The following is a 19,672-nucleotide window of genomic DNA, read 5'->3' on the forward strand; positions in this document are numbered from 1 at the left end:
TTATGATTTTAGTAAGAGATAAAATTAAAGTATTAATAACAGATGATTCAGCTTTAATGCGTAAGCTGATCTCAGCAATGCTAAGTCAGGATGCAGAAATTGAAGTTGTTGCAACAGCTATGGATGGGATTTTAGCATTAAAAAAGATTGAGCAATATCAACCAGATGTAATTACTTTAGATATTATAATGCCTAATATGGATGGGTTAACCACACTTGAACATATTGTTTCAAGATATCATTTACCAGTAATTATAGTTAGTTCTTTAGTTTCACCAGGTGCAGAAATAACATTAAGGGCTTTAGAGTTAGGTGCTGTAGACTTTGTTGCAAAGCCTAAAAATCTTGTACCTGATCAGATAAATATTATTGCTCAAGAACTAGTAGCAAAGATAAAGGCTGTAGCTAATTATCGTAGTAGAAAAGTTCTTAATCTATGTGATAAGCAAATAGATAAAGAGACAAACAAAGAAGAAAAACCCTTATTTGAAAAGAAGTTAACAGAAATAGTAAAATCAGAAGAAAAGGCAGCAAAATTAATTTGTATTGGTATTTCTACAGGAGGGCCAGAAGCACTTTCTTGGCTACTACCAAAATTACCAAAAAATTTAGCAGCAGCAGTTTTAATAGTTCAACATATGCCAGAAGGCTTTACAGCACAACTAGCACAACGCTTAAATAAACTTAGTGCAATTCCAATAAAGGAAGCTGCTGATGGAGATTTAATTTTAGCAAGTAGAGTTTTAATTGCTCCTGGTGGTCGTCAAATGTATGTTAAAAAACGTCCCTTAGCCGCTACTGTTGTGGTTAGTGAAGCACCTCCTGTGTCTGGTCATTGTCCTTCGGTAGATGTGCTTTTTGCCTCAGCCGCTACAGAATATGGTGATAATGCTATTGGGGTAATTATGACTGGCATGGGCGAAGATGGGGTTATTGGATTAGGTAAAATAAAGCAAGCTGGAGGACTCACTTTGGCACAGGATGAAGCTAGTTGTGTAGTTTTTGGTATGCCTAAAGTAGCTTTGGCTAAGGGATATGTTGATGAAGTAGTATCCCTAGAGAAAATACCAGACTATTTAGTTGAAAAAGTGGGGGTTTACGCCTGTGACAGAAAATAATATTGAGCAAATACAAATAGCTGCTTTTACTTGTTTAATTGTTGATGATTCTGAGTTTGCTCGTATACATTTGATGGAATTAATGATAGATCTATTGGGGCAAGAAAAGATTTCTTTTGAAATGGCATCTGGAGGCATTGAAGCAATAGAAATTTATCAGAAAATAAAACCAAAACTAGTTATGATGGATATTGTAATGCTGGGGATTGATGGGGTTGAAACTGTTCAGAAAATTTGTGATTTAGATCCAACAGCTTGCATTATTATGGTTAGTTCTTTAAGTTATAAAGAAAAAGTCAAACAAGCTATTATGGCTGGAGCAAAACATTTTGTTGTTAAGCCAATAAAAGCAGAATTACTAAAGCGTGTCATTGTTGATGTTTTAACAAAGTAATTTTTTAGAAATTAGAAATTTATGAGATTAGAATTTGTTAAAGCTTTTGTACAAATTACTAAAGAAATTTTTAGCGAAGTGTTAGACTCAAATGTTGCCACAGGCCCGCTTAGTTTGGCTAATACTCCTAAAGTACAGGGTAAAGTAATTACCTTAGTTGACCTAGGGGGCGATGTACTAGGGAAAATTATTCTACAAATGGATCTTAATACCGCTATTAAGATGTCAGAAAGAATGATGGGTAAAACTACTTTTCCAAAAACAATGGTAGCTTCTTGTATTGCAGAACTAACAGGTATGGCTGTAGGTCGTGCTATATCCTGGATTAATGATCAGAACTGGAATATTGGTATAACTCCCCCAATAGTTATTATGGAAACTCCCCTGCAAGTTGCTACTCAACAGGTAGAAACTTTAGTTTTTCCATTAAATACTCCTTGTGGAGAAGTAACACTAAACATAACAGTAGTAGATAAACTATAGATATTACTAGGTATTCTATTATTAGGAGCTTTAAGTACAGTATATGTCCAAAGAGGATTTACTAGATTTTTTTTTCAGGGGGCAGATATTTTTATCAGAATTTGAACAAGCTCAAGAACTAGCAAAAGAGTTATTTGAAGAAAATGAAGCATTAAAATTAAAAGTAAATGAACTAGAAACCGAGCTATCAGAAAATAATTCTTTAGGAAAGCATGCTTTACAGACAGAAGTTAAAAAACTACAAGCAGAAGTTAAAAAATTTACAAACACAAAATTTATCAATTAGAACAGAAAGTAAAAATTTTATTAATCGTTATCTTGAGATGGAAAAACAAAATGAAGGTTTAATTAACCTCTATGTTGCTAGTTATCAATTGCATTCTACTTTAGATTCTCAAATGGTGGTTAATATCATCGTAGACATTCTTAGTAATTTAATAGGGGCTGAAGAGTTTGCAGTTTTTACCTTAAATGAAGCAGGGACAGAGCTAAGTTTTATGGGTGGCGAACTCGCAGAATTAAAGCATCAGAGTAAAAGAAAATTCTACTGGGCCAAGGTGTTGAAGGAGAAGTGGCTGTAAAAAGAAAAATTTATCGTGGAGATAAAGATTCAGATATATTAATTGCTGTTCCATTAGAAATTTCACTACCTGCTAAATCTGGTAATGAAGCAGTTAATGAGCTAGTAGGAGTAATTAGTATTTACAAGTTTCTTAGTCATAAAAAAAAATTTACTCCAGTAGATTTTGAGCTATTAAACCTTTTAGCTGGACAAGCTGCAACGGCTCTTTTATGTGCTAAATTATATCAAGGTACAGAACGTAAACTCCGCACTATTGAGGGGTTTATGAATCTTTTAAGACAAAGTTAAAACTATAAATTTTTTAGGAGATAAAATTAAGATGGCAGATAGAAAAGTATTAGTAGTTGATGATTCTGCTACTATGCGACAGTTATTAATTATGGCGGTTCGTAAATTAGATGGAATCGGGCCATTAACTTTTGTTGAAGCAGTAGATGGTAAAGATGGTTATGAAAAATTTGCGGCTGGAAATTTTGACCTAATTTTAAGTGATATAAAAATGCCTAATATGACAGGGCTAGATCTAGTTGCAAAAGTTAGGCAAGAATCAAATAACAAAAATGTACCAATTATTATTATTAGTACTAAGGGCGAAGACATGAGATACAAGCAGGTTTAACTTTAGGTGCTAATGAATATCTACTTAAGCCTATTTCTACGATTAGGTTAAAAGAAGTAATTACTAGATTGTTAGCCTAAGCTAAAAACAGGAGTTTGCATGGCAAACAAACAATTAATTTTATTTAAAGTTGCTAGTGAAATCTTTGCTGTAGAAATTAGCTTAGTAAAAGAAATTGTTCCTTTTCAAAATATAACTCCAGTTCCAGATGCTTATAATTTTGTCGAAGGTATTATTAATTTACGTGGTAAGATAGTCACCATCATTGATATGCGTAAACGCCTTCATACACAAATAGCAGAATCTAAAGAAAAAACTTCTAGGATTATTATCCTAGAAATAGATGATAAGTTAATGGGTATGTTGGTTGATGCTGCATCTGAAATAATACGTGTTGATGATAAGGCTATTGGCCCAGCACCAGAGCTAATTAGCGGACAAGGAAATAATTATATTATTGGAGTTATTAAACATAATGATCGATTGATTGTTATGTTGGACTTAAAGAAAATTTTAAGTTCTCAAGAAATTGGTAAGTTAGATGATTTAGTAAAAAGTCTTTATGGGCAAACAACCTAAACTTATTGATGAAATAAAGTAGTTGGAATCCCAGCCTAAATTTAATTTTATCTAAAGGTGACTTTAGTATATTAGCCTAAATATACTTTAAGAAAATATCTTATGGCTATAAAATCACTGCAAAATAAACAACTCTTAGCATTAGTAATTAGCGCGATGCTAGTATTACTATTATGCCTATTTGTAATATTTCAAGTTAAAGAAAAAACTATACTAGCAATGGAAATGCAAAAGGCAGAAAGTTTAGCTAGGCAAGTTACTACTTTAAGGGCTTTTTATACAGATGAAATTGTTACTAGGGCTAAAGAGTCAGGCATAAAAGTTAATTATGATTTTAAAGATCATCTAGGCGAAAAGCTTTTTACTGAAACAAATAGTAGTCGATTATACTTATATAGTCGTTATCCTTTTCCTTCTCGTGCAGCAGAAAAAAAAGATGAATTTCAACAGCAAGCATTAGATAAACTAGAAAAACAGCCTCAAATACCTTTTTATCGAATGGAAAATGTAAATGGTAAAATGTCGCTACGTTATGCTGTTGCTGACATAATGAGTAAATCTTGTGTAGAATGTCATAATGCTAACCCAGAGTCACCGAAAAAAGATTGGAAAGAATCAGATGTAAGAGGAGTAATAGAAATAGTAGTTCCTGTAGATAAAACAGATAAAGAAATTACTAGTTTTATTTGGCAGATAATATTAGTAATTGTGCTTGGCTTTGCTTTAGTAATTACTTCTAGTATTTTTCTAAATCGTCAACTTTTAATTCAACCTATAAATAAATTAATTAATATTGCTAAACATATTGCACGAGGAAACTTAAATGTTGTTGCTACTGAGCTAAAAAATAAAGATGATGAAATTGGACTTCTAGCTAAAGAAATGAACCAAATGGTTATTTATCTGCAACAAGCGTCTGATATTGCAGATAGAATTGCAGGAGGCGATCTTAGCTTACAAATAGAGCTTCAGTCTACTAATGACACATTTGGAGATGCTTTCCAAAAAATGGTGCAATTTTTAAGAATAGTTACTGTAAAAGTAAAGAGTTGTTCTGATCAAGTAAAAGCTATGTCAGAAACTTTGGCTAAATCTGGTCAACAACTCCAAAAAGATACAGAAATGGTAGCAGCGGCAGTTCAAGATATGGCTTCTTTAGTTGAAGAGCTTTCTACCAATATAAAACTTATTGCTAAAAGTGTAGAATCGCAAGCTTCTAGTGTAGTAGAAACAACTACTGCAATTCAGCATATGTCTATTCGTATGCAGCGTATTGCTGCTGGAACTAAGGATTTAACACAACTAGTAGGCTCTGCTCGCGGAGTAGTTAAAGATGGACGAGATTCTGTAGAACAAGCTTCTTCAGGGATGAGGGAGATACATCATTCTATAACTAGCACGGCGGACACAATATATGGTTTAGGTGAGCATGCTGCTGCTATTGGAAGAATAGTAGAAGTTATTAATGCTATTGCGGAGCAAACAAATCTTTTAGCCTTAAATGCTGCAATAGAAGCTGCTCGAGCAGGTCAACATGGATTAGGTTTTGGTGTAGTTGCTGAAGAAGTTCGTAAACTCTCAGAACGTACTACAGAATCAGCCGAGGAAATTGGCGTTTTAATTGGTGGAGTACAAAGAGATGTTGCACAAGCAGCAAAACAAATGGGACTTTCTACTAGCCTGGTTAATGATGGACTAGAACAATCTAGTAAAGTTGTTTCTGCTCTTTCACAAATAGAGATAGTGGTGGATAGTGTTTCTACTACATCAAGTTATATTGATAATATTATTATTGAACAATCAGTTGGCACAGAAGAAATCTTACGAACTACACAAGAGTTAACCATTGTTACTCATGAAATACAGGCTGCTAGCCAAGAACAATCTATCTCAACTAGTGAAATAGTTAAATCTGTTGAAAGAGTACAATCAGCCGCCGAACGTAATGCAAAACTTTCTGAACAACTTTCTGTAACTAGTCGTGAAATGCTGTCTCAATCTGAGCAACTAGCCGTTACACTAGGCTCTTTCCGATTACCTAACAGTTAAAAATATCTAAAATACGTTAATAAATTTTCTAAAATCAAGAGGTGTAAAACTATCATGATCATTGAACACGAGGGAAAGAAACCTGTTATTGATCCTTCTGCTTATATAGCACCAAATGCAGTTATTTCAGGCGATGTCACCATTGGCCCAGATAGTCGGATTCTTTATGGGGCAGTAATTACTTCTGAGGGTGCGCCAGTAAAAATTGGTCGTGGAGTAGTAGTAATGGAAAATGCTGTAATTCGTGGTGCAGGTGGAGCTAAACAAGCTTTTCCTTGTATTTTAGAAGATTATGTTTTAGTTGGCCCCACAGCTTATATTTCTGGTGCAACTTTAGAATATCGCGCTTTTATTGGTGCTAATGCAACGGTTTTTAATGGCTCAGTAGTTGGACGTAATGCTGCCGTTTCTTTGGGGGCAATTGTACATATTCAAACCCATTTGCCAGCAGAAACTTTAGTTCCTATTCAACATATTGTAATAGGCAATCCTTGTAAGCTATTTTCCCCTAATCAAGCACATGAAGTAATTGATGAGCTTATGAGGCGTAATTTTAGAGAATATGTTTTTAACTTAAAAGATAATGAAGTTTTGGCAGAACGTTATGCTAAAAGTTTAGCCTCACATTTAAGTGATAAAACTTTATCCTTAAATGATGTGTTAGCTGCTGTAAATACAACAAATACAGCAAATACAACAGAAATTGCTAAAAACGAGGCTAAACCAGTGCGTACAAGTAGTCGTAAAAAACGAGCTAATTAATATTACTAATGTTATTTTGCCATTAGCTTTTCTAATGCCTCTGGTTCACTAGGGACATTTTGAGAGAGTTTAACTAGCCCAGTGCTAGTAACTAGGTAGTCATCCTCTATACGAACACCAATTTTTTCATCTGGTAAATAAATCCCAGGCTCAATAGTAATCACTGATCCAACAGGTAGCGGACGACTATAATCACCTACATCATGAACATACATTCCTACAAAATGCCCAAGGCCATGTGGGAAGAATTGGTCTAATGACCTGCCTTTAGAATCTTTTAACGAACTTTCACGCATTACTTGACGTGCAACTGCGTCTAGGTCATGCATAGTAGATTTGCCAGGCTCAAAGGCTTTTGCTGCTGCTGTTTGTGCCGCTAAAACTAGTTTATAAATTTCACGTTGGCGTGGGGTAAAGCGTCCATTTGCTGGATAAGTGCGTGTAATATCAGCAGCATAATAATTATATTCCGCACCAATATCTACTACTATTAAATCATTATCTTCTATTTTCTTACGATTTTTTTCATAATGTAAAATAGTTGAGTTTATGCCCGAACCAACAATACAAGGAAAAGCAGGACGCTGCGCTCCATTACGGTAAAACTGCCCTAAAATAAGAGCTTCTAGCTCATATTCAAACATTCCAGGTTGAACATTTTTAAGTACATCTTTATGAGCTTGTTCTGTAATATCAATAGCACGCTTAATTAAGGAAAGTTCTGGCTCACTTTTTAACATTCTTTGATCTGCTAAAAATGGAGCTATAGGATTAAGATTTACTGTCGCGCTAATTTTACGTAGCTGTTCAGTAAATTTTTCTTCTCTAACTAAACGAGTGTAATTGCTAGGTGGGACAACTGTATAAACTTTTTCCCCTGACTTTTGAAAATCAGCAGTGTGAGCTATTTCGCCTAGGATTTTTGGTAGATCTTTTAAGCTTGCAACTCTTTCAACTCCAAAGGCTTGAGCAGTTTGCTCAGAAATATCTGGGCGTGGGCCAGTCCATTGATCCATAAAAGGGTTTGGGGTAGGTAAAAACAACCATTCTTTTGCACCTTGATAGCCTTTTGGCACAAGTACCAAAGCACTGTCAGGAACATCCACACCTGTTAAATACATAAAATTATCATTTTGGCGAAACTTTGCCCCAACACCTAGGTCATCTTCTTCTGATGCTAAAACTACTACTATACCATCACGTACTTTTTCTAGTAGTTTTTCACGTCTAACTTTATATTCACTCAATGGTTGTTCTGCAAGTAGTACAGTATTAGAAACATTTGCTTGAGATGGGTTTATTGTAAAAGCAGCAAATAATAAAGTAAGTGATAAAATCAGGGTAATAAAGCGAATAGTAGAAGTTTTTCTTAAATACATAGTCTTGCTTATCTCCCTAAGAGTGCGAAGTTTTAATCAGCTATAAGCTGTCTTATTTATAATAACTTGGGCAGAGTGTAATTTACTTAGTCTTAAAAAATCTTTGCCAAGTAGACTGAAACATTGACATTATTCCTGTATAACCATAACCAAACAAAAAGATAAATAAAAATGGAATTGTTCCTAAGATCGACCTAGTAAAAGCATAGTAAATAGTAGCAACAAAATAAATAGCTGTTAAGACCTCTAAATAAGGAATTAAGCCCATATTGCGACGGTATTTCATTGCTTGACTTAGCCAATTATCTTGACGACTTTCTACTTTATATTTAGGTGTACGTACAAATGAGGATTGTACGCCTAAAATGGCCTCTATTACTGCACGAGCATTGCTAAAAGTAAGACCTATGCCCATTCCCATAACTAATGGTAGATATTTTAATCGCTTTTTCCATGTTGTAGGGTGTAAGTAATATTGTGCTGAACCATAAAAGGCTATTACTGAGAGTGAGGAAAATAGCAAGATAGGAACATCAAAAAGTAGTAAATGGAAGAAACCTTGATTATAACGAACAATCAACACAGGTAAGTGAAGTAGTGCAAGTAAGATCATTAATGGTGCTGCAATATTGTTAGTTAAGCGGAAAAACATCTCTACTTTAACTCTAGTAGGGAGGTTATCATTTTTTAACATACGTCCTAGAAGCTTTATAGCTACTTGAATTAAGCCCTTGGCCCAGCGTCGTTGTTGAGCCTTAAAAGCATTAATTTCTACAGGTAGTTCTGCTGGAACATCTTCATCTAAAAGATAAACAAATCGCCAGCCCATTAGTTGAGCGCGATAACTTAAATCTGTATCTTCTGTTAAGGTATCGTGTTGCCAACCGCCAGAATATTCAATAGCTTCTCGTCTCCACATTCCAGCCGTGCCATTAAAATTAAAGAAACTACCAGAACGATTACGTGCCATTTGTTCAACAACAAAATGTCCATCTAGCATAATAGATTGAATTTTAGTTAACAGACTGTAATCACCATTGATATGACTCCAACGCATTTGTACCATACCAATTTTTTCATCAGTAAAATAATGGATCATTTTTTTGATACAATCTGGACGTGGAAGAAAATCTGCGTCAAATACAGCTACAAATTGACCTTTAGCACTTTTAAGACCTGCTTCTAATGCTCCTGCCTTAAAACCTGTGCGATCTGTACGGTGAAGATAAACAATATCAAAACCTTGTTTTTTATACTGTTCAACTACACAAGAAGCAATTGCTATAGTTTCATCTGTTGAATCATCCAAAACCTGAATTTCTAACAGTTCTCGTGGATAGTCTATTGCTGCTACAGATTCTATTAAGCGTTCGACTACATACATTTCATTGAATAACGGTAGCTGAACAGTTACTTTAGGTAGTTCAGAAAATTCTGTTTTCGGTTTAGGAGCGTGGGGAAGATAGCGAAAAAATAAATAAACTAATTTTAGTCGGTAAAATCCATATAAAGACAAAATAAAAAGGATGCCAAAATAAAGTGAAATAATCACTATGTCAAATGTATCCAAGCTATATAGAAAACTTATATTGTTGGTTTGTGCAAACTTTTCTAGTCCTGGAAGTAGTGGAACTTCGGGGCGGTAAATTTGCTCACTCTCTTGAATTGCTATAGGAAATAGCTTAAGTAGTGAGCTTATCTGTGTAAACATAAACTTATCAAAACCTCAATGGTGCAATAATTTGGATCAAGCGCAAAACAAATTAATTCTAGCGTTTTTACTAGAGGTGTCAATATCCTAACACATAAGGGATTTTACTATATGAGTAAACATAATATTATTTGGTAGTTAAAGAAAAAAATATATAATTACAGCTTTCAAAAATCTTTACACTAAGGATCGTCAAAAAATACTATAAATAAAGGCTGTTAGTTGTATTTAGCTAAGTGGGAGCTAACTTCATGAGTTTATTACGCTTTCTGCAATCAATATTTCTACTAGGGTTTTTAATCTTTTTCCTTAATTTAACTGTAATGGCTCAATTTAGTGGAGCAACTACAGGAACAATTACTGGAACGGTAAAAGATACCGATGGAAAAATCTTAGTTGGTGTTACTGTTGAAACAACACAAATAGAAACTAATCTAAAACGTACTGTTCAATTAAATGAAAAAGGTTTTTATCATTTGCTCCAATTACCTCCAGGTACTTATAAAATTAAGGCTGAATTGCAAGACTTTGAATCAAAAGAAGAAAATCTAGTTCTAACTATTGGAACAACAGCAATTATAGACTTTGAGCTAAGAGCAAAAGGAACAAGTGAAGTTGTTGAAATAAATTCAGAGAATTTGATATTGTCGGACAAAACCGAAAGTAGCACACAATTTCGCCGTCAAGATATCGAAGCTTTACCTATAAACCAACGGAATTTCTTACAATTTGCTACTCTTGCACCTCGTGTTGTACTTAGTCGTACCCCGGAAGCTTCTGTAGCTGTTAGTTTACTTATTTCTATTAATAATCAACCCTCACGCTTTAACAATGTTACTATAGATGGATTAAGTAATAATGATGCTAGTGTAGGAAATGTGCGTTCAACTTTTAGCCAGGATGTTGTACAAGAATTTCAAGTTGTTACAGACAACTACTCAGCCGAATTTGGCCGCGCCTTAAGTGGCGTTATCAATATTGTTACCCGTGGTGGGACAAATAAATTTAAAGGCTCGCTTTTTGGTTTAGGTCGCACAAAACAAACTTCTGCACGAAATGCTCTTTTTAGCTTTAAACCTCCTTTTGAGCGTTATCAATTTGGTAGTAGTTTAAGTGGCCCAATTAAAACAGATAAAGCTTTCTTTTTTGTTGGATTTGAACGTTTTACACAAAATCGTAGTCTGCTAATTACTGTACCTAACATCTTAGTGGAGTCTGCTAAAAGACGGGGCTTTTCTCTTAGCAATGGTTTTGTCCCTGTTTCTGTTGCTAATACTTATGTATTTGCTAGGGCGGATTATAATGTAACAAAAAATAATTCATTGTGGTTACGTTATAACTTAGATTCTAATTACAATGGAGAATTTGATGGTTTTGGTGGCAAGTCAGATTTAACCAATGGTGGCTTTTTAATTTTAGATAATCAAGCTATTGCATTAAATAATACTTATGTTAATCCTAATAAAAATTTAGTAAATGAAACACGCTTTCTTTATACAAAGCTAGACACAAATATTGCTCCTTATGGTGAAGGGCCAAGAGTTGCATTAAGTTCACCTGAAGGAGATGCTTTATTTGGTCGTTCTCGTCTTTTACCACAACCTAGACAAGATTCAATCTACCAATTTGTCAATATTGTTAGTTTAGTTAAAGGTAAGAACCAAATCAAATTTGGTACAGATTTTATTTACACCAAATCTACAGGAAAAATATCATTTTTTAGTCAAGGTAGTACATCGTTTAGGGATCTAGATTTTACAGAACTTTCAGGGATTCCTAACTTACCAAAGTTTAGTAGTCTAGAAGCTTTTGACCCAAGTTTACGTACAGCAGAACAAAAAGCTTTTGTTTCTTTTCTTTCTACAGCACTTCCTACAATGTTTGCTGGGTTTCCTAAAAACTTAGATTTAAGCGATTTTTCTTTACCAATATTTTTTACACAAGGTTTTGGCCCTGGCGAAATAGAAACTCCAACAAAGCAATTTAGTGCATTTTTCCAAGATGATTTTAGACTAAGAGAAAATTTAATACTTAAAGCTGGTATTCGTTATGACTTAAATCGAATAGGAGGATCACCTAAGAATAATGGAAATTTTAGCCCAAGGCTTGCTATTTCTTATCGCCCAATTTCTAAATTAAATGTTAAAGCAGCTTATGGGCTGTTTTTTGCTTCCCCTTTAAATGGGCCGGCTTCAGTGGTAAATAATTTTAAGGATGATAGATTTAGCATATTAACTTTAGTCTTTCCTTTTTCTTTGATTCCTTTTAATCTTCCTAACCGACGTTTTGAAGAAACAAATAAACCACCTACTCCATTTTCTGAGATCCCACAACTAAGTGTGGATTTTGTTTTTGATCCAAATTTACGTAGTAGTTACACCCAACAAGCTAAATTTGGTTTTGAATACCTCTTAAATAACACCACAAAGTTATTTGCAGATTACACTTTTATTAGAGGTATTAAGTTATTTGCAGCTAGAGAGATAAATCCAGTTATTAACCCTACTGACGATCCATTAACTAGCCAACTTACAGGAAGATTAAATACTAATAAAGGTTCTATTGTTGAATATGAATCAGCCTATGATAGTTATTACAATGCAGCTACTTTTGGAATAGAAAGAAACTTTTCTCGTGGAATTAGTTTATTTGCACATTACACATTTTCTAAAGCAATAGATAATTTTATTGATTTTACTAATACAGATATTTCGCCAATGGTTCCAAATAATGATAAAGGGCTTTCCTTACAAGATGCTCGAAGCACCTTTATTTTTTCAGGGGTTTGGCGATCTCAAAGCAAAAATCTATGGCTAAGGAATTTGCAAATTTCTTCGATTATGAATTTTACTAGTGGTAGACCTTATAATTTAGTTACAGATGACTTAAATAGAGATGGCGTTCCTGGGGATCGTCCTCTAGGCTTAGGTCGAAATGTAGGTATTACTCCAGGTTTTGGATCTGTTGATATGCGCCTGAGTCGTAGCTTAAAGCTCTCAGAAATACTAAAATTAGAAGTTTTAGTAGAAATATTTAATTTTTTTAATAAGCCAAATTTAACAACAGGGGCTGATGAAAGTTTTTTACCTGATGCACAAGGTAAATTTAACTTACCTGCTAAAAAAGGTGGTAGATTTATTTTACCTCCTGAAAGAAGGCTTCAAGCCTTTGATCCTAGACAAGTACAATTTGGATTTCGACTTTCTTTCTAATAACTTAATTTATTTTAGCTGGGATAGTTCAACACGCCTTAGCATAAAGTCTATAGCTTTTTCTAGATTTTGTTTTTCTAGTACTATAGCTTTAGGAAATGTTTGTGCTAAAACTAGCTTTTCTGCTAGCAAAAAACATAGATAATTGCCCGAATCCACATAATTTTCGCTTATGTTGCTATCTAATTTGCTATTTAAGCCAAAATAGTTTTGATAAATATCTTTTGTTGGAGCATTTAAGTTTGCTCTTAAGTTTTTAGCAACCGTTTGTAAGGAAATTTTGGTTATTTTGTCATTAAAATCTAGTTGTAGAATCTCACCTTTGTTAGTTTCTGGATTTAATAGACTTGCAATATAACAAGCAAGCCCCTCTTGCCAAATAAAATCATATAAAGGCTGCTCAAAATTTAAGTGTTTAGCCTTTACTTGAAATTGCTGATGATAAAGATGAAAAAGCTCATGATGAAAAATAGGCCAAAAATTAATATTTTGATCATTCTTAAATGCTATAGAATCTAATCCAAAAATCAAAGCCTGCTCATTATTAATAATAGTTTGTTTTGAAATAAAACTTGTTAAAATAGGTACAAAATAAATAGTTCCTTTCCAACGAAAATCAGGAAATCGGCTTAGAAAATTTTCTTCATTAACTTCAAAATTATTAACTATTTGATTGCTTATCTTTTGTAATTTTAAGATATGTTTTTTTAAGTCAAATAAAAAAATAGTTAGTTTAGCATTAATTTCAGATTCAAAATTTGCTTGTGAAACTCCTAAATTATTAGCATTAAAAATATCAGGATATTGTTTAATAAATATCTCATAAAGCTCTTTAGTTTGTTCCTTTATATCTTTATTTTTAACTTGCTCATAAATTTGCCAAAATCTTGGCATTAGGTTTATAACTTTGTATGGACTAGTAAAATTTGCTGGTAATATTACTTTTGGTAAAATTAGTTGATTATAGTTAATAAATGTTGATTTATTAGGATAATAACCTTGCCTAGTTCTAATTTTAATATCTTCATTGATATCTTCATTGTTTATTTTATTAAGTTTTAGTGATATTTTACGAAAGGTTTCACTAGTGCTAACACTAGGGGTAAAAGCTAGGCTATAGCGAGTTCGTAAATGCTCAATTTGGGCATTCATTTTTTCTAAAAAGTTTTCTTTATTGGTTGTGTTAACTTCGCCGCCTGTTTCACTAGCAAAAATACTAATACTGCTTTTAGAAAAAAGCTTGCTAATTAAAATTTGATCCGGTGTTTGCCTTACGCTTAATTCTGTTGCTAGCTTATTTCCAAAGCTACCAAATATTAACCCTGTTACAGTTGCACCAACTTGATAGAGTTGCTCAAGGGTTTCTTCCTTAGTAGCAAGATTTCCATTTGTAAGCAGTGGTTCAGTAGAAAAATTGCTAGTAATAACAATAATTGCACGCCGTCCAACAGGGTTTTTAGCTCGTTTCATTTGCTGGGCAGCCTGAAAAATTGCTTCTCGCTGAAAAATTAGCTTACCTGGAATTTCTGGAAGTTTAGTAATTTGTTTAATTACTGTTCGTCTATCTTTGGTAAAATCCTGTACTAGTTGAGTTTGTGAGCCATAAGCCATTATTGCTACTTCATCTTCTGCACGAATATATTTAGTAATAGGCCATTCTTCAGGACGTAATTTTTCTAGTAAGGGCGAAAGAGTTTTGCTAACTTCAAAAAGAAAAATTATTGATAAAGGTAAGGATTCTTCCTTAAAAAAAGTTATTTCCTCTAAAGTGTTTTCATCATAGAGGATAAAGTTTTCTTTCTGTAATCCACTAATGGTTTTATTAGTTTTTTGGTCAATTACTTGGGCATCAAGTACAACTAAATTAGTATTAAACTTAATTATATCTTCTTGTTTTTCAACTACTTGGCTATAAGCTAAAGAAGGTATTAAAAAAATTATTATTGCAAATAGACGAATCAGCATAAGTTGACCTAATTTTAAGATTAAAGGGTTGTTAATCAGGTTTTAACGCAGAAAATGCTTAAGAGTTCATCAAGGGAGGACGATAAAAAATTAAAAACATAATTAAATTTGAGGTTTTTTAATTTTACGGCTGCTTTTACGACAATCTGGGCAAATAATAGTTGAATTAGCTACTAAACTTCGTCCTACTTCTTGGCCGCAAATCTCACAATTAACAGGATAAGTTTTATTTGGCTTTTTGTTAGCCTTTGATTTATTTGTATTTGCTGTTTGAGGCTCTGACAAGTCTGCCATCATAGCTTGAAAAATTTCTGGTATAGGGTTGCTGGGGCTACTTGGCACTACTTTTTTGCTTATCTCTAAACTAGGAAGTTTATTGGTGACAGCTTTTTTATTTGTATTATTAACTAAATTGATGGGTTGTGCTGGAAGTGATGAAGGTGTTGGATAGCTTTCTTCTACAATATCATTAATTATAGGAGTATCTACATCTAATAACTCCATATCTATTTGCTTATTATCCAAAGACTTACCCATATAAACATAAACCCTGCTACTAACAGAATTTAGTTCTTGGGCTAGTACCATTACGCTTTTAGGTCTTTGCGCTGGATTTTTGGCTAATGCGTGCATTACGACCGCATTTACATCTATAGGAACATTTGGATTAATTTCATAAATTGGACGTGGTATTTCTGTAGTTTGTTTCATTGCCAAAGCTATAGGAGTGTCAGCATCAAAAGGTGGAATGCCTGTTAGTAATTCATAGGTGATTACCCCTAGGCTGTAAATATCTGATCTAAGGTCTACCTCTTTACCATAACATTGTTCTGGGGACATATAATGAGGTGTTCCTACTACCATGCCTTGACGAGTTAAATTTCTTTCTTGTTCATCAATTTGATTTTTTAGTTTTGCAATACCAAAATCTAAAACTTTTACTACTTCTTCTTCACTTTCCTTTTGTAAAAAAATATTGTCAGGTTTTAAGTCACGATGAATAATATTTCGTTTGTGTGCTGCATGTACTCCTGAACAGACCTGTTGGATTACCCAATTAGTATTTGCTACAGAAAATCTTGCTAATTCTCTTAGCCTACGTCTTAGGGTACAGCCTTCTAAAAATTCCATCACTAAATAAACAGTATTGTCTTTAGTGACACCAAAATCAAGCACAGCTATTGCGTTGGTATGACGAATTTGCATTGTAGCCTGTGCTTCACGTCGAAAGCGTTCTATAGAATTTACATCAGATACAAGTTCCTGGTGCATAATTTTAATTGCTACAGGAATGCTTAAATGTAGATGGGTAGCTTTATAAACATTACCCATTCCACCTTCAGCTATCTTACTGTCAATACGGTATTTATTGTCTAGTATAGTATTTAGGTAGGGTTCAGTTTCAGTAAAATTAGTTAGACGGTTGCCGTCATAGGGGCAAAAAATGGTATCTTCTGGATACTCTCTTATGCAAGTTGCACAGATTTTCATAAATTCACCCCAAAAAATTGCTATTTTACCCAATTAGAAGAAATTTTTATATCTACCACTACAGGAACATTATGAATGAATTCTTGTCCTGCTGTCACCATTTCTTTCTCTATTTCTTTGGCTAATTCTTCCGCCTGCTCGCTTACCACTTCTAAAACTAGTTCATCATGTATATTATTGATTAATTTAGCAGGTTTATTAGCCAATGCTTTATGTAGCAGCATCATAGCGCGTTTGCTAATATCGGCTGAAGTGCCTTGTATTGGCATATTTTTTCCTAATCTAATTGTTGCTGATTGGCTTGTAGGATCGTCACTATCAAAATCAACATACATTAACCTTCCAAGTCTTGTGCGGGACTCTCTTGTTTCCAATGCTGTTTGTCCTGCTTTTTTAAGCCAATTAGCAACTCCACTATAAGTATTAAAATAGCGTTCAATTAGTCGCTCTGATTCTGCAAATGGGCGGTTAATTCTATTAGAAAGACCTTGCGCACCCATTCCATAAATTATCCCATAATTAAGTTGTTTAGCAGCAGCACGATGCTCAGGGCTAACGGCACTTAATGGAATATTAAACATTTGACTAGCAGTAATACAATGAAGATCTGCCCCACTACAAAAAGCTTTTATTAAGACCTTATCATCTGCCCAATCAGCTAAAATACGCAGTTCTATTTGAGAATAATCAGCAATAATCAATTTATGACCTGGTGCAGCTATAAAACAGCTACGATAATCTGCTGTGTGTGGAATTTGTTGTAGATTAGGCTCATGACAAGATAGCCGCCCTGTTGGTGTCCCTATTTGAAAAAAACTAAGCATGAATTCTTCCTGTTATTGGGTGAATAAACTTTAACATCCCTAAACCATAGCTAGATAAAGCTTTTTGTAAACTACGGTACTCCAAAAGCTGTTCTAAAATGGGAAATTCTTGAGACAAGTGATGTAAATTTACACTTTTGGTATCAATCAAGGGAATACCTAAGCGTTTTAATGCTTCCTGAACTTGTGAGGGGCTATCTAAATTAATATTAGATTCACCAAAAAGGCTCATTTGAAGGTCAACCGGCTCTAAAGCTTGTCTAAGCACGCTAGCTACAGCCGCGTGTTTTCTTTCTGTCTCTGCTACAATTGCTTGCCAATGTTTAGCATCTAGCAATACTCCAGCAAGTTCCATATCTGCAATAGCTTCAATGGAGTCAAATTCAAGTTCTGCTGTTTCTAAAATCCCTAATTCACAAAGCTTTAGCAGTTGCACTTTGTAAAGTTGGCAGGTAATTAATGAATCATTAGCAGCATATTCTATTTGGCTTTCGCTTAAGTTTTCTGCCCAATTGCTAGTTTGTTCTGTTTTATCTACTCCAATATTAAGAAAACGTAGCGCAGTTTGTGCCAAACTATGAGATTGTCCTTCTCGTCCACCAGAAATTAACTTGCTAGCTAACATTGTGTCAAAAATAGACTTAATAGTTAAACCTAAATGATGCTTAATCATTTTTAGGTCAAACTTAGCATTATGTAATACTTTGATAGGAGTTTCTGCTAAAAATAAACCTTTTAATTCTTGGGCTAGAGTAGGAGTCTTAAATAAATCTATGATAAAGGCTTGTTTGGTATTTGAAAGCTGAATTAACCTTAATTTGCTAGTGTAAGGATCTAGTCCAGTTGTTTCTGTATCTAGCCCAATAGCTTCAGATTGTCTTAATATTTCCAGTGCTAGTTTTAACTCTGCCAAAGTTTTTATTATTTTTATTTCTCTCATCCCTCTTAATCAGCGCGGAAACTCCACTCTTTAGGGCGGAGAGGAGCGCCATCTCCTTATAAAAAGAAAATAAAGAGGAAGAGTTAAACTTCCTCCTTAAAAACTAAAAAGAAGTGGATTACTCCACAAATCTCCGCTTGCGCGGGTAAAGTTGGCCTCGACAAAGTTACTAGTCAGTACACCCAATAAGCACTACCACTATACCCTTGCAGTTTTTTAACTTACTGGTTACAGAGCTTGGAACTGGCACGCATCCCAAGGTGTGTTCTTTAACTCTTCTAATAAGGTAGCTTCACCTACAGCTTAGTCTGGTCACGTGGACTTCTTGGCTTTTACCCCAACAAGCCTAGTCCTTTATGGCTAGGTAAGTGACTTTCTATTAATCCCAAATGATAAAACACAAAAAGCGATAATAAACTTTCTTATGTTTAACTGCCACTTAAAAATCAATGCACCAAAAAAAAAAGTAGGATATACTTGCAAAAGCATCAAAAAAAGAAATTTTTAACAGGGTATTTTTGTGAGTAACGAACGTCGAAAATACTATAGAACTCCATTGCTTTTACCTATAGAGGTCTATAGTTACGCTTGTGAGCGAAGCCGCTTTTATGAAAAAACGGAAACTATGAATGTAAGTCCACTAGGGGCTTCCTTCCGCTTACATAACATAGTTGATGTAGATGATATTGTCCGACTTGTTTTACCAATGCCTGAACAAATGCGGCTTTATGATCAAAATTTAGCTACATATCAAATTTATGCTCAAGTAAGACGTGTTAGACCAAGAGGAGATGGATTTGTAAATGTTGGTGTAGCTTTTATTTCTAAAGACCCTCCAGAAGTAGAAGTTAATGAGCCTATCAGAGCCTCAGAACCAACACCAGAAATAGCTATAACTCCACCTATTATTAATGAGGTCGAAAATTCAGATGTGTTTGCTACTCGTCCCTTAGGGCCACAAGGATTAATTAGAGCATCCTTAAACACTCCTAACCCTTTAGCTAACCGCTTAAGACCTCCTTCAGCTCCAGTACCTGTTGTTCCTGCTCTTGTTAATACTCCTGCAAAAGTTCCTTCTACGCCGTTAAATGATTTACCTGTTAAACCTGCGTCTATCTCTGCTTCACTACAAAATTCAATTGATGCACAAGATCCATTAACTACCAATCCAAATACCAAACCTTCAGTTATTTTAACACCTGCTCGTGAAAGTTCTTCATCTAACTTAAAACATCCAACTATTGCCCAGAGTATGCTCAACAATGACCGCAACGAGCCTAGAGCAAAATTAAGGCTAAGTTTAAGTATTCGTGGATTAGACAAAAGTGGACAGTATTTTGTGGAAGTTATTCAAACAGAAGATGTTAGCAAACATGGAGTTTGTTTTATGCTCTGTAAACACGAACTAGAACCAAACTCTATTGTTGAAATAGTTGGCTTTCAAGGTAAATTTCATGCCCAAGGCGAAGTAAAACACATTAACTATAATCAGGTTGATAAAACCTATCGTGTAGGGATCCGTCTTTTAGGTCAACCTAATAATTGGATTGTAAAATAATTTCT

At 34.2% G+C, this 19,672-nt stretch carries 18 protein-coding genes; 12 read left to right on the forward strand and 6 right to left on the reverse strand.

The features are described from left to right. Positions 1-2 precede the first annotated feature (2 nt). From IPK14_07270 to IPK14_07315, 10 genes are all read left to right on the forward strand, one after another. A complete protein-coding gene (locus IPK14_07270; protein ID MBK7993222.1) occupies positions 3-1,118 on the forward strand; it encodes a chemotaxis response regulator protein-glutamate methylesterase in 1,116 nt (371 codons plus the stop codon). Beyond that, on the forward strand, positions 1,105-1,512 hold the full coding sequence (locus tag IPK14_07275; protein MBK7993223.1) for a response regulator: 408 nt from the start codon (positions 1,105-1,107) through the stop codon (positions 1,510-1,512). Before IPK14_07270 ends, IPK14_07275 begins: the two co-directional genes overlap by 14 nt. 21 nt (positions 1,513-1,533) lie before the next feature. Next, on the forward strand, positions 1,534-1,995 hold the full coding sequence (locus tag IPK14_07280; protein ID MBK7993224.1) for a chemotaxis protein CheX: 462 nt from the start codon (positions 1,534-1,536) through the stop codon (positions 1,993-1,995). Positions 1,996-2,038: 43 nt separating this feature from the next. Beyond that, the gene (locus IPK14_07285) at positions 2,039-2,281 is read left to right on the forward strand and encodes a hypothetical protein (protein ID MBK7993225.1); all 243 of its coding nucleotides are present in this window, start codon (positions 2,039-2,041) and stop codon (positions 2,279-2,281) included. A gap of 37 nt (positions 2,282-2,318) precedes the next feature. After that, the gene (locus tag IPK14_07290; protein ID MBK7993226.1) at positions 2,319-2,576 is read left to right on the forward strand and encodes a hypothetical protein; all 258 of its coding nucleotides are present in this window, start codon (positions 2,319-2,321) and stop codon (positions 2,574-2,576) included. After that, positions 2,567-2,866, forward strand: a complete 300-nt coding sequence (locus tag IPK14_07295; GenBank protein ID MBK7993227.1) for a hypothetical protein — start codon at positions 2,567-2,569, stop codon at positions 2,864-2,866. Before IPK14_07290 ends, IPK14_07295 begins: the two co-directional genes overlap by 10 nt. A gap of 31 nt (positions 2,867-2,897) precedes the next feature. Beyond that, positions 2,898-3,197 (forward strand): response regulator, encoded by a 300-nt coding sequence (locus IPK14_07300; protein ID MBK7993228.1) that lies wholly within the window; start codon positions 2,898-2,900, stop codon positions 3,195-3,197. Positions 3,198-3,296: 99 nt separating this feature from the next. Further along, positions 3,297-3,776, forward strand: a complete 480-nt coding sequence (locus tag IPK14_07305; protein MBK7993229.1) for a purine-binding chemotaxis protein CheW — start codon at positions 3,297-3,299, stop codon at positions 3,774-3,776. 102 nt (positions 3,777-3,878) lie between these two features. Next, positions 3,879-5,825 (forward strand): DUF3365 domain-containing protein, encoded by a 1,947-nt coding sequence (locus IPK14_07310; protein ID MBK7993230.1) that lies wholly within the window; start codon positions 3,879-3,881, stop codon positions 5,823-5,825. Positions 5,826-5,879: 54 nt separating this feature from the next. Next, positions 5,880-6,587 carry a gamma carbonic anhydrase family protein gene (locus IPK14_07315; GenBank protein MBK7993231.1) on the forward strand — a complete coding sequence of 236 codons (708 nt, stop codon included), beginning with the start codon at positions 5,880-5,882 and terminating at the stop codon, positions 6,585-6,587. A gap of 11 nt (positions 6,588-6,598) precedes the next feature. Here IPK14_07315 and IPK14_07320 read toward each other — a convergent pair whose 3' ends face one another. Further along, the gene (locus tag IPK14_07320; protein MBK7993232.1) at positions 6,599-7,966 is read right to left on the reverse strand and encodes an aminopeptidase P N-terminal domain-containing protein; all 1,368 of its coding nucleotides are present in this window, start codon (positions 7,964-7,966) and stop codon (positions 6,599-6,601) included. Between the two features lie 82 nt (positions 7,967-8,048). Further along, entirely contained in the window at positions 8,049-9,677 is a 1,629-nt protein-coding gene (locus tag IPK14_07325; protein MBK7993233.1) for a glycosyltransferase, read from the reverse strand. A gap of 251 nt (positions 9,678-9,928) precedes the next feature. On the opposite strand from IPK14_07325, the gene IPK14_07330 reads away from it, so the two are divergent. Then, a complete protein-coding gene (locus tag IPK14_07330) occupies positions 9,929-12,889 on the forward strand; it encodes a TonB-dependent receptor (GenBank protein ID MBK7993234.1) in 2,961 nt (986 codons plus the stop codon). Positions 12,890-12,898: 9 nt separating this feature from the next. Here the strand turns inward: IPK14_07330 and IPK14_07335 are convergent, their stop codons facing one another. The 4 genes from IPK14_07335 to IPK14_07350 form a co-directional block, all read right to left on the reverse strand. Then, positions 12,899-14,854, reverse strand: a complete 1,956-nt coding sequence (locus IPK14_07335; GenBank protein ID MBK7993235.1) for a VWA domain-containing protein — start codon at positions 14,852-14,854, stop codon at positions 12,899-12,901. A gap of 102 nt (positions 14,855-14,956) precedes the next feature. Then, complete coding sequence (locus IPK14_07340; protein ID MBK7993236.1) at positions 14,957-16,345, reverse strand: serine/threonine protein kinase; 1,389 nt, start codon at positions 16,343-16,345, stop codon at positions 14,957-14,959. Between the two features lie 20 nt (positions 16,346-16,365). Continuing rightward, a complete protein-coding gene (locus IPK14_07345) occupies positions 16,366-17,169 on the reverse strand; it encodes a hypothetical protein (GenBank protein ID MBK7993237.1) in 804 nt (267 codons plus the stop codon). Then, entirely contained in the window at positions 17,162-18,109 is a 948-nt protein-coding gene (locus IPK14_07350; GenBank protein ID MBK7993238.1) for a hypothetical protein, read from the reverse strand. Before IPK14_07350 ends, IPK14_07345 begins: the two co-directional genes overlap by 8 nt. Positions 18,110-18,629: 520 nt before the next feature. Between IPK14_07350 and IPK14_07355 the strand changes: the two genes are divergently transcribed. Further along, positions 18,630-19,667 carry a PilZ domain-containing protein gene (locus IPK14_07355; protein MBK7993239.1) on the forward strand — a complete coding sequence of 346 codons (1,038 nt, stop codon included), beginning with the start codon at positions 18,630-18,632 and terminating at the stop codon, positions 19,665-19,667. The last annotated feature ends 5 nt before the right edge of the window (positions 19,668-19,672 follow it).

It is taken from the genome of Blastocatellia bacterium (assembly GCA_016713405.1).
GTDB lineage: Bacteria > Acidobacteriota > Blastocatellia > Chloracidobacteriales > JADJPF01 > JADJPF01.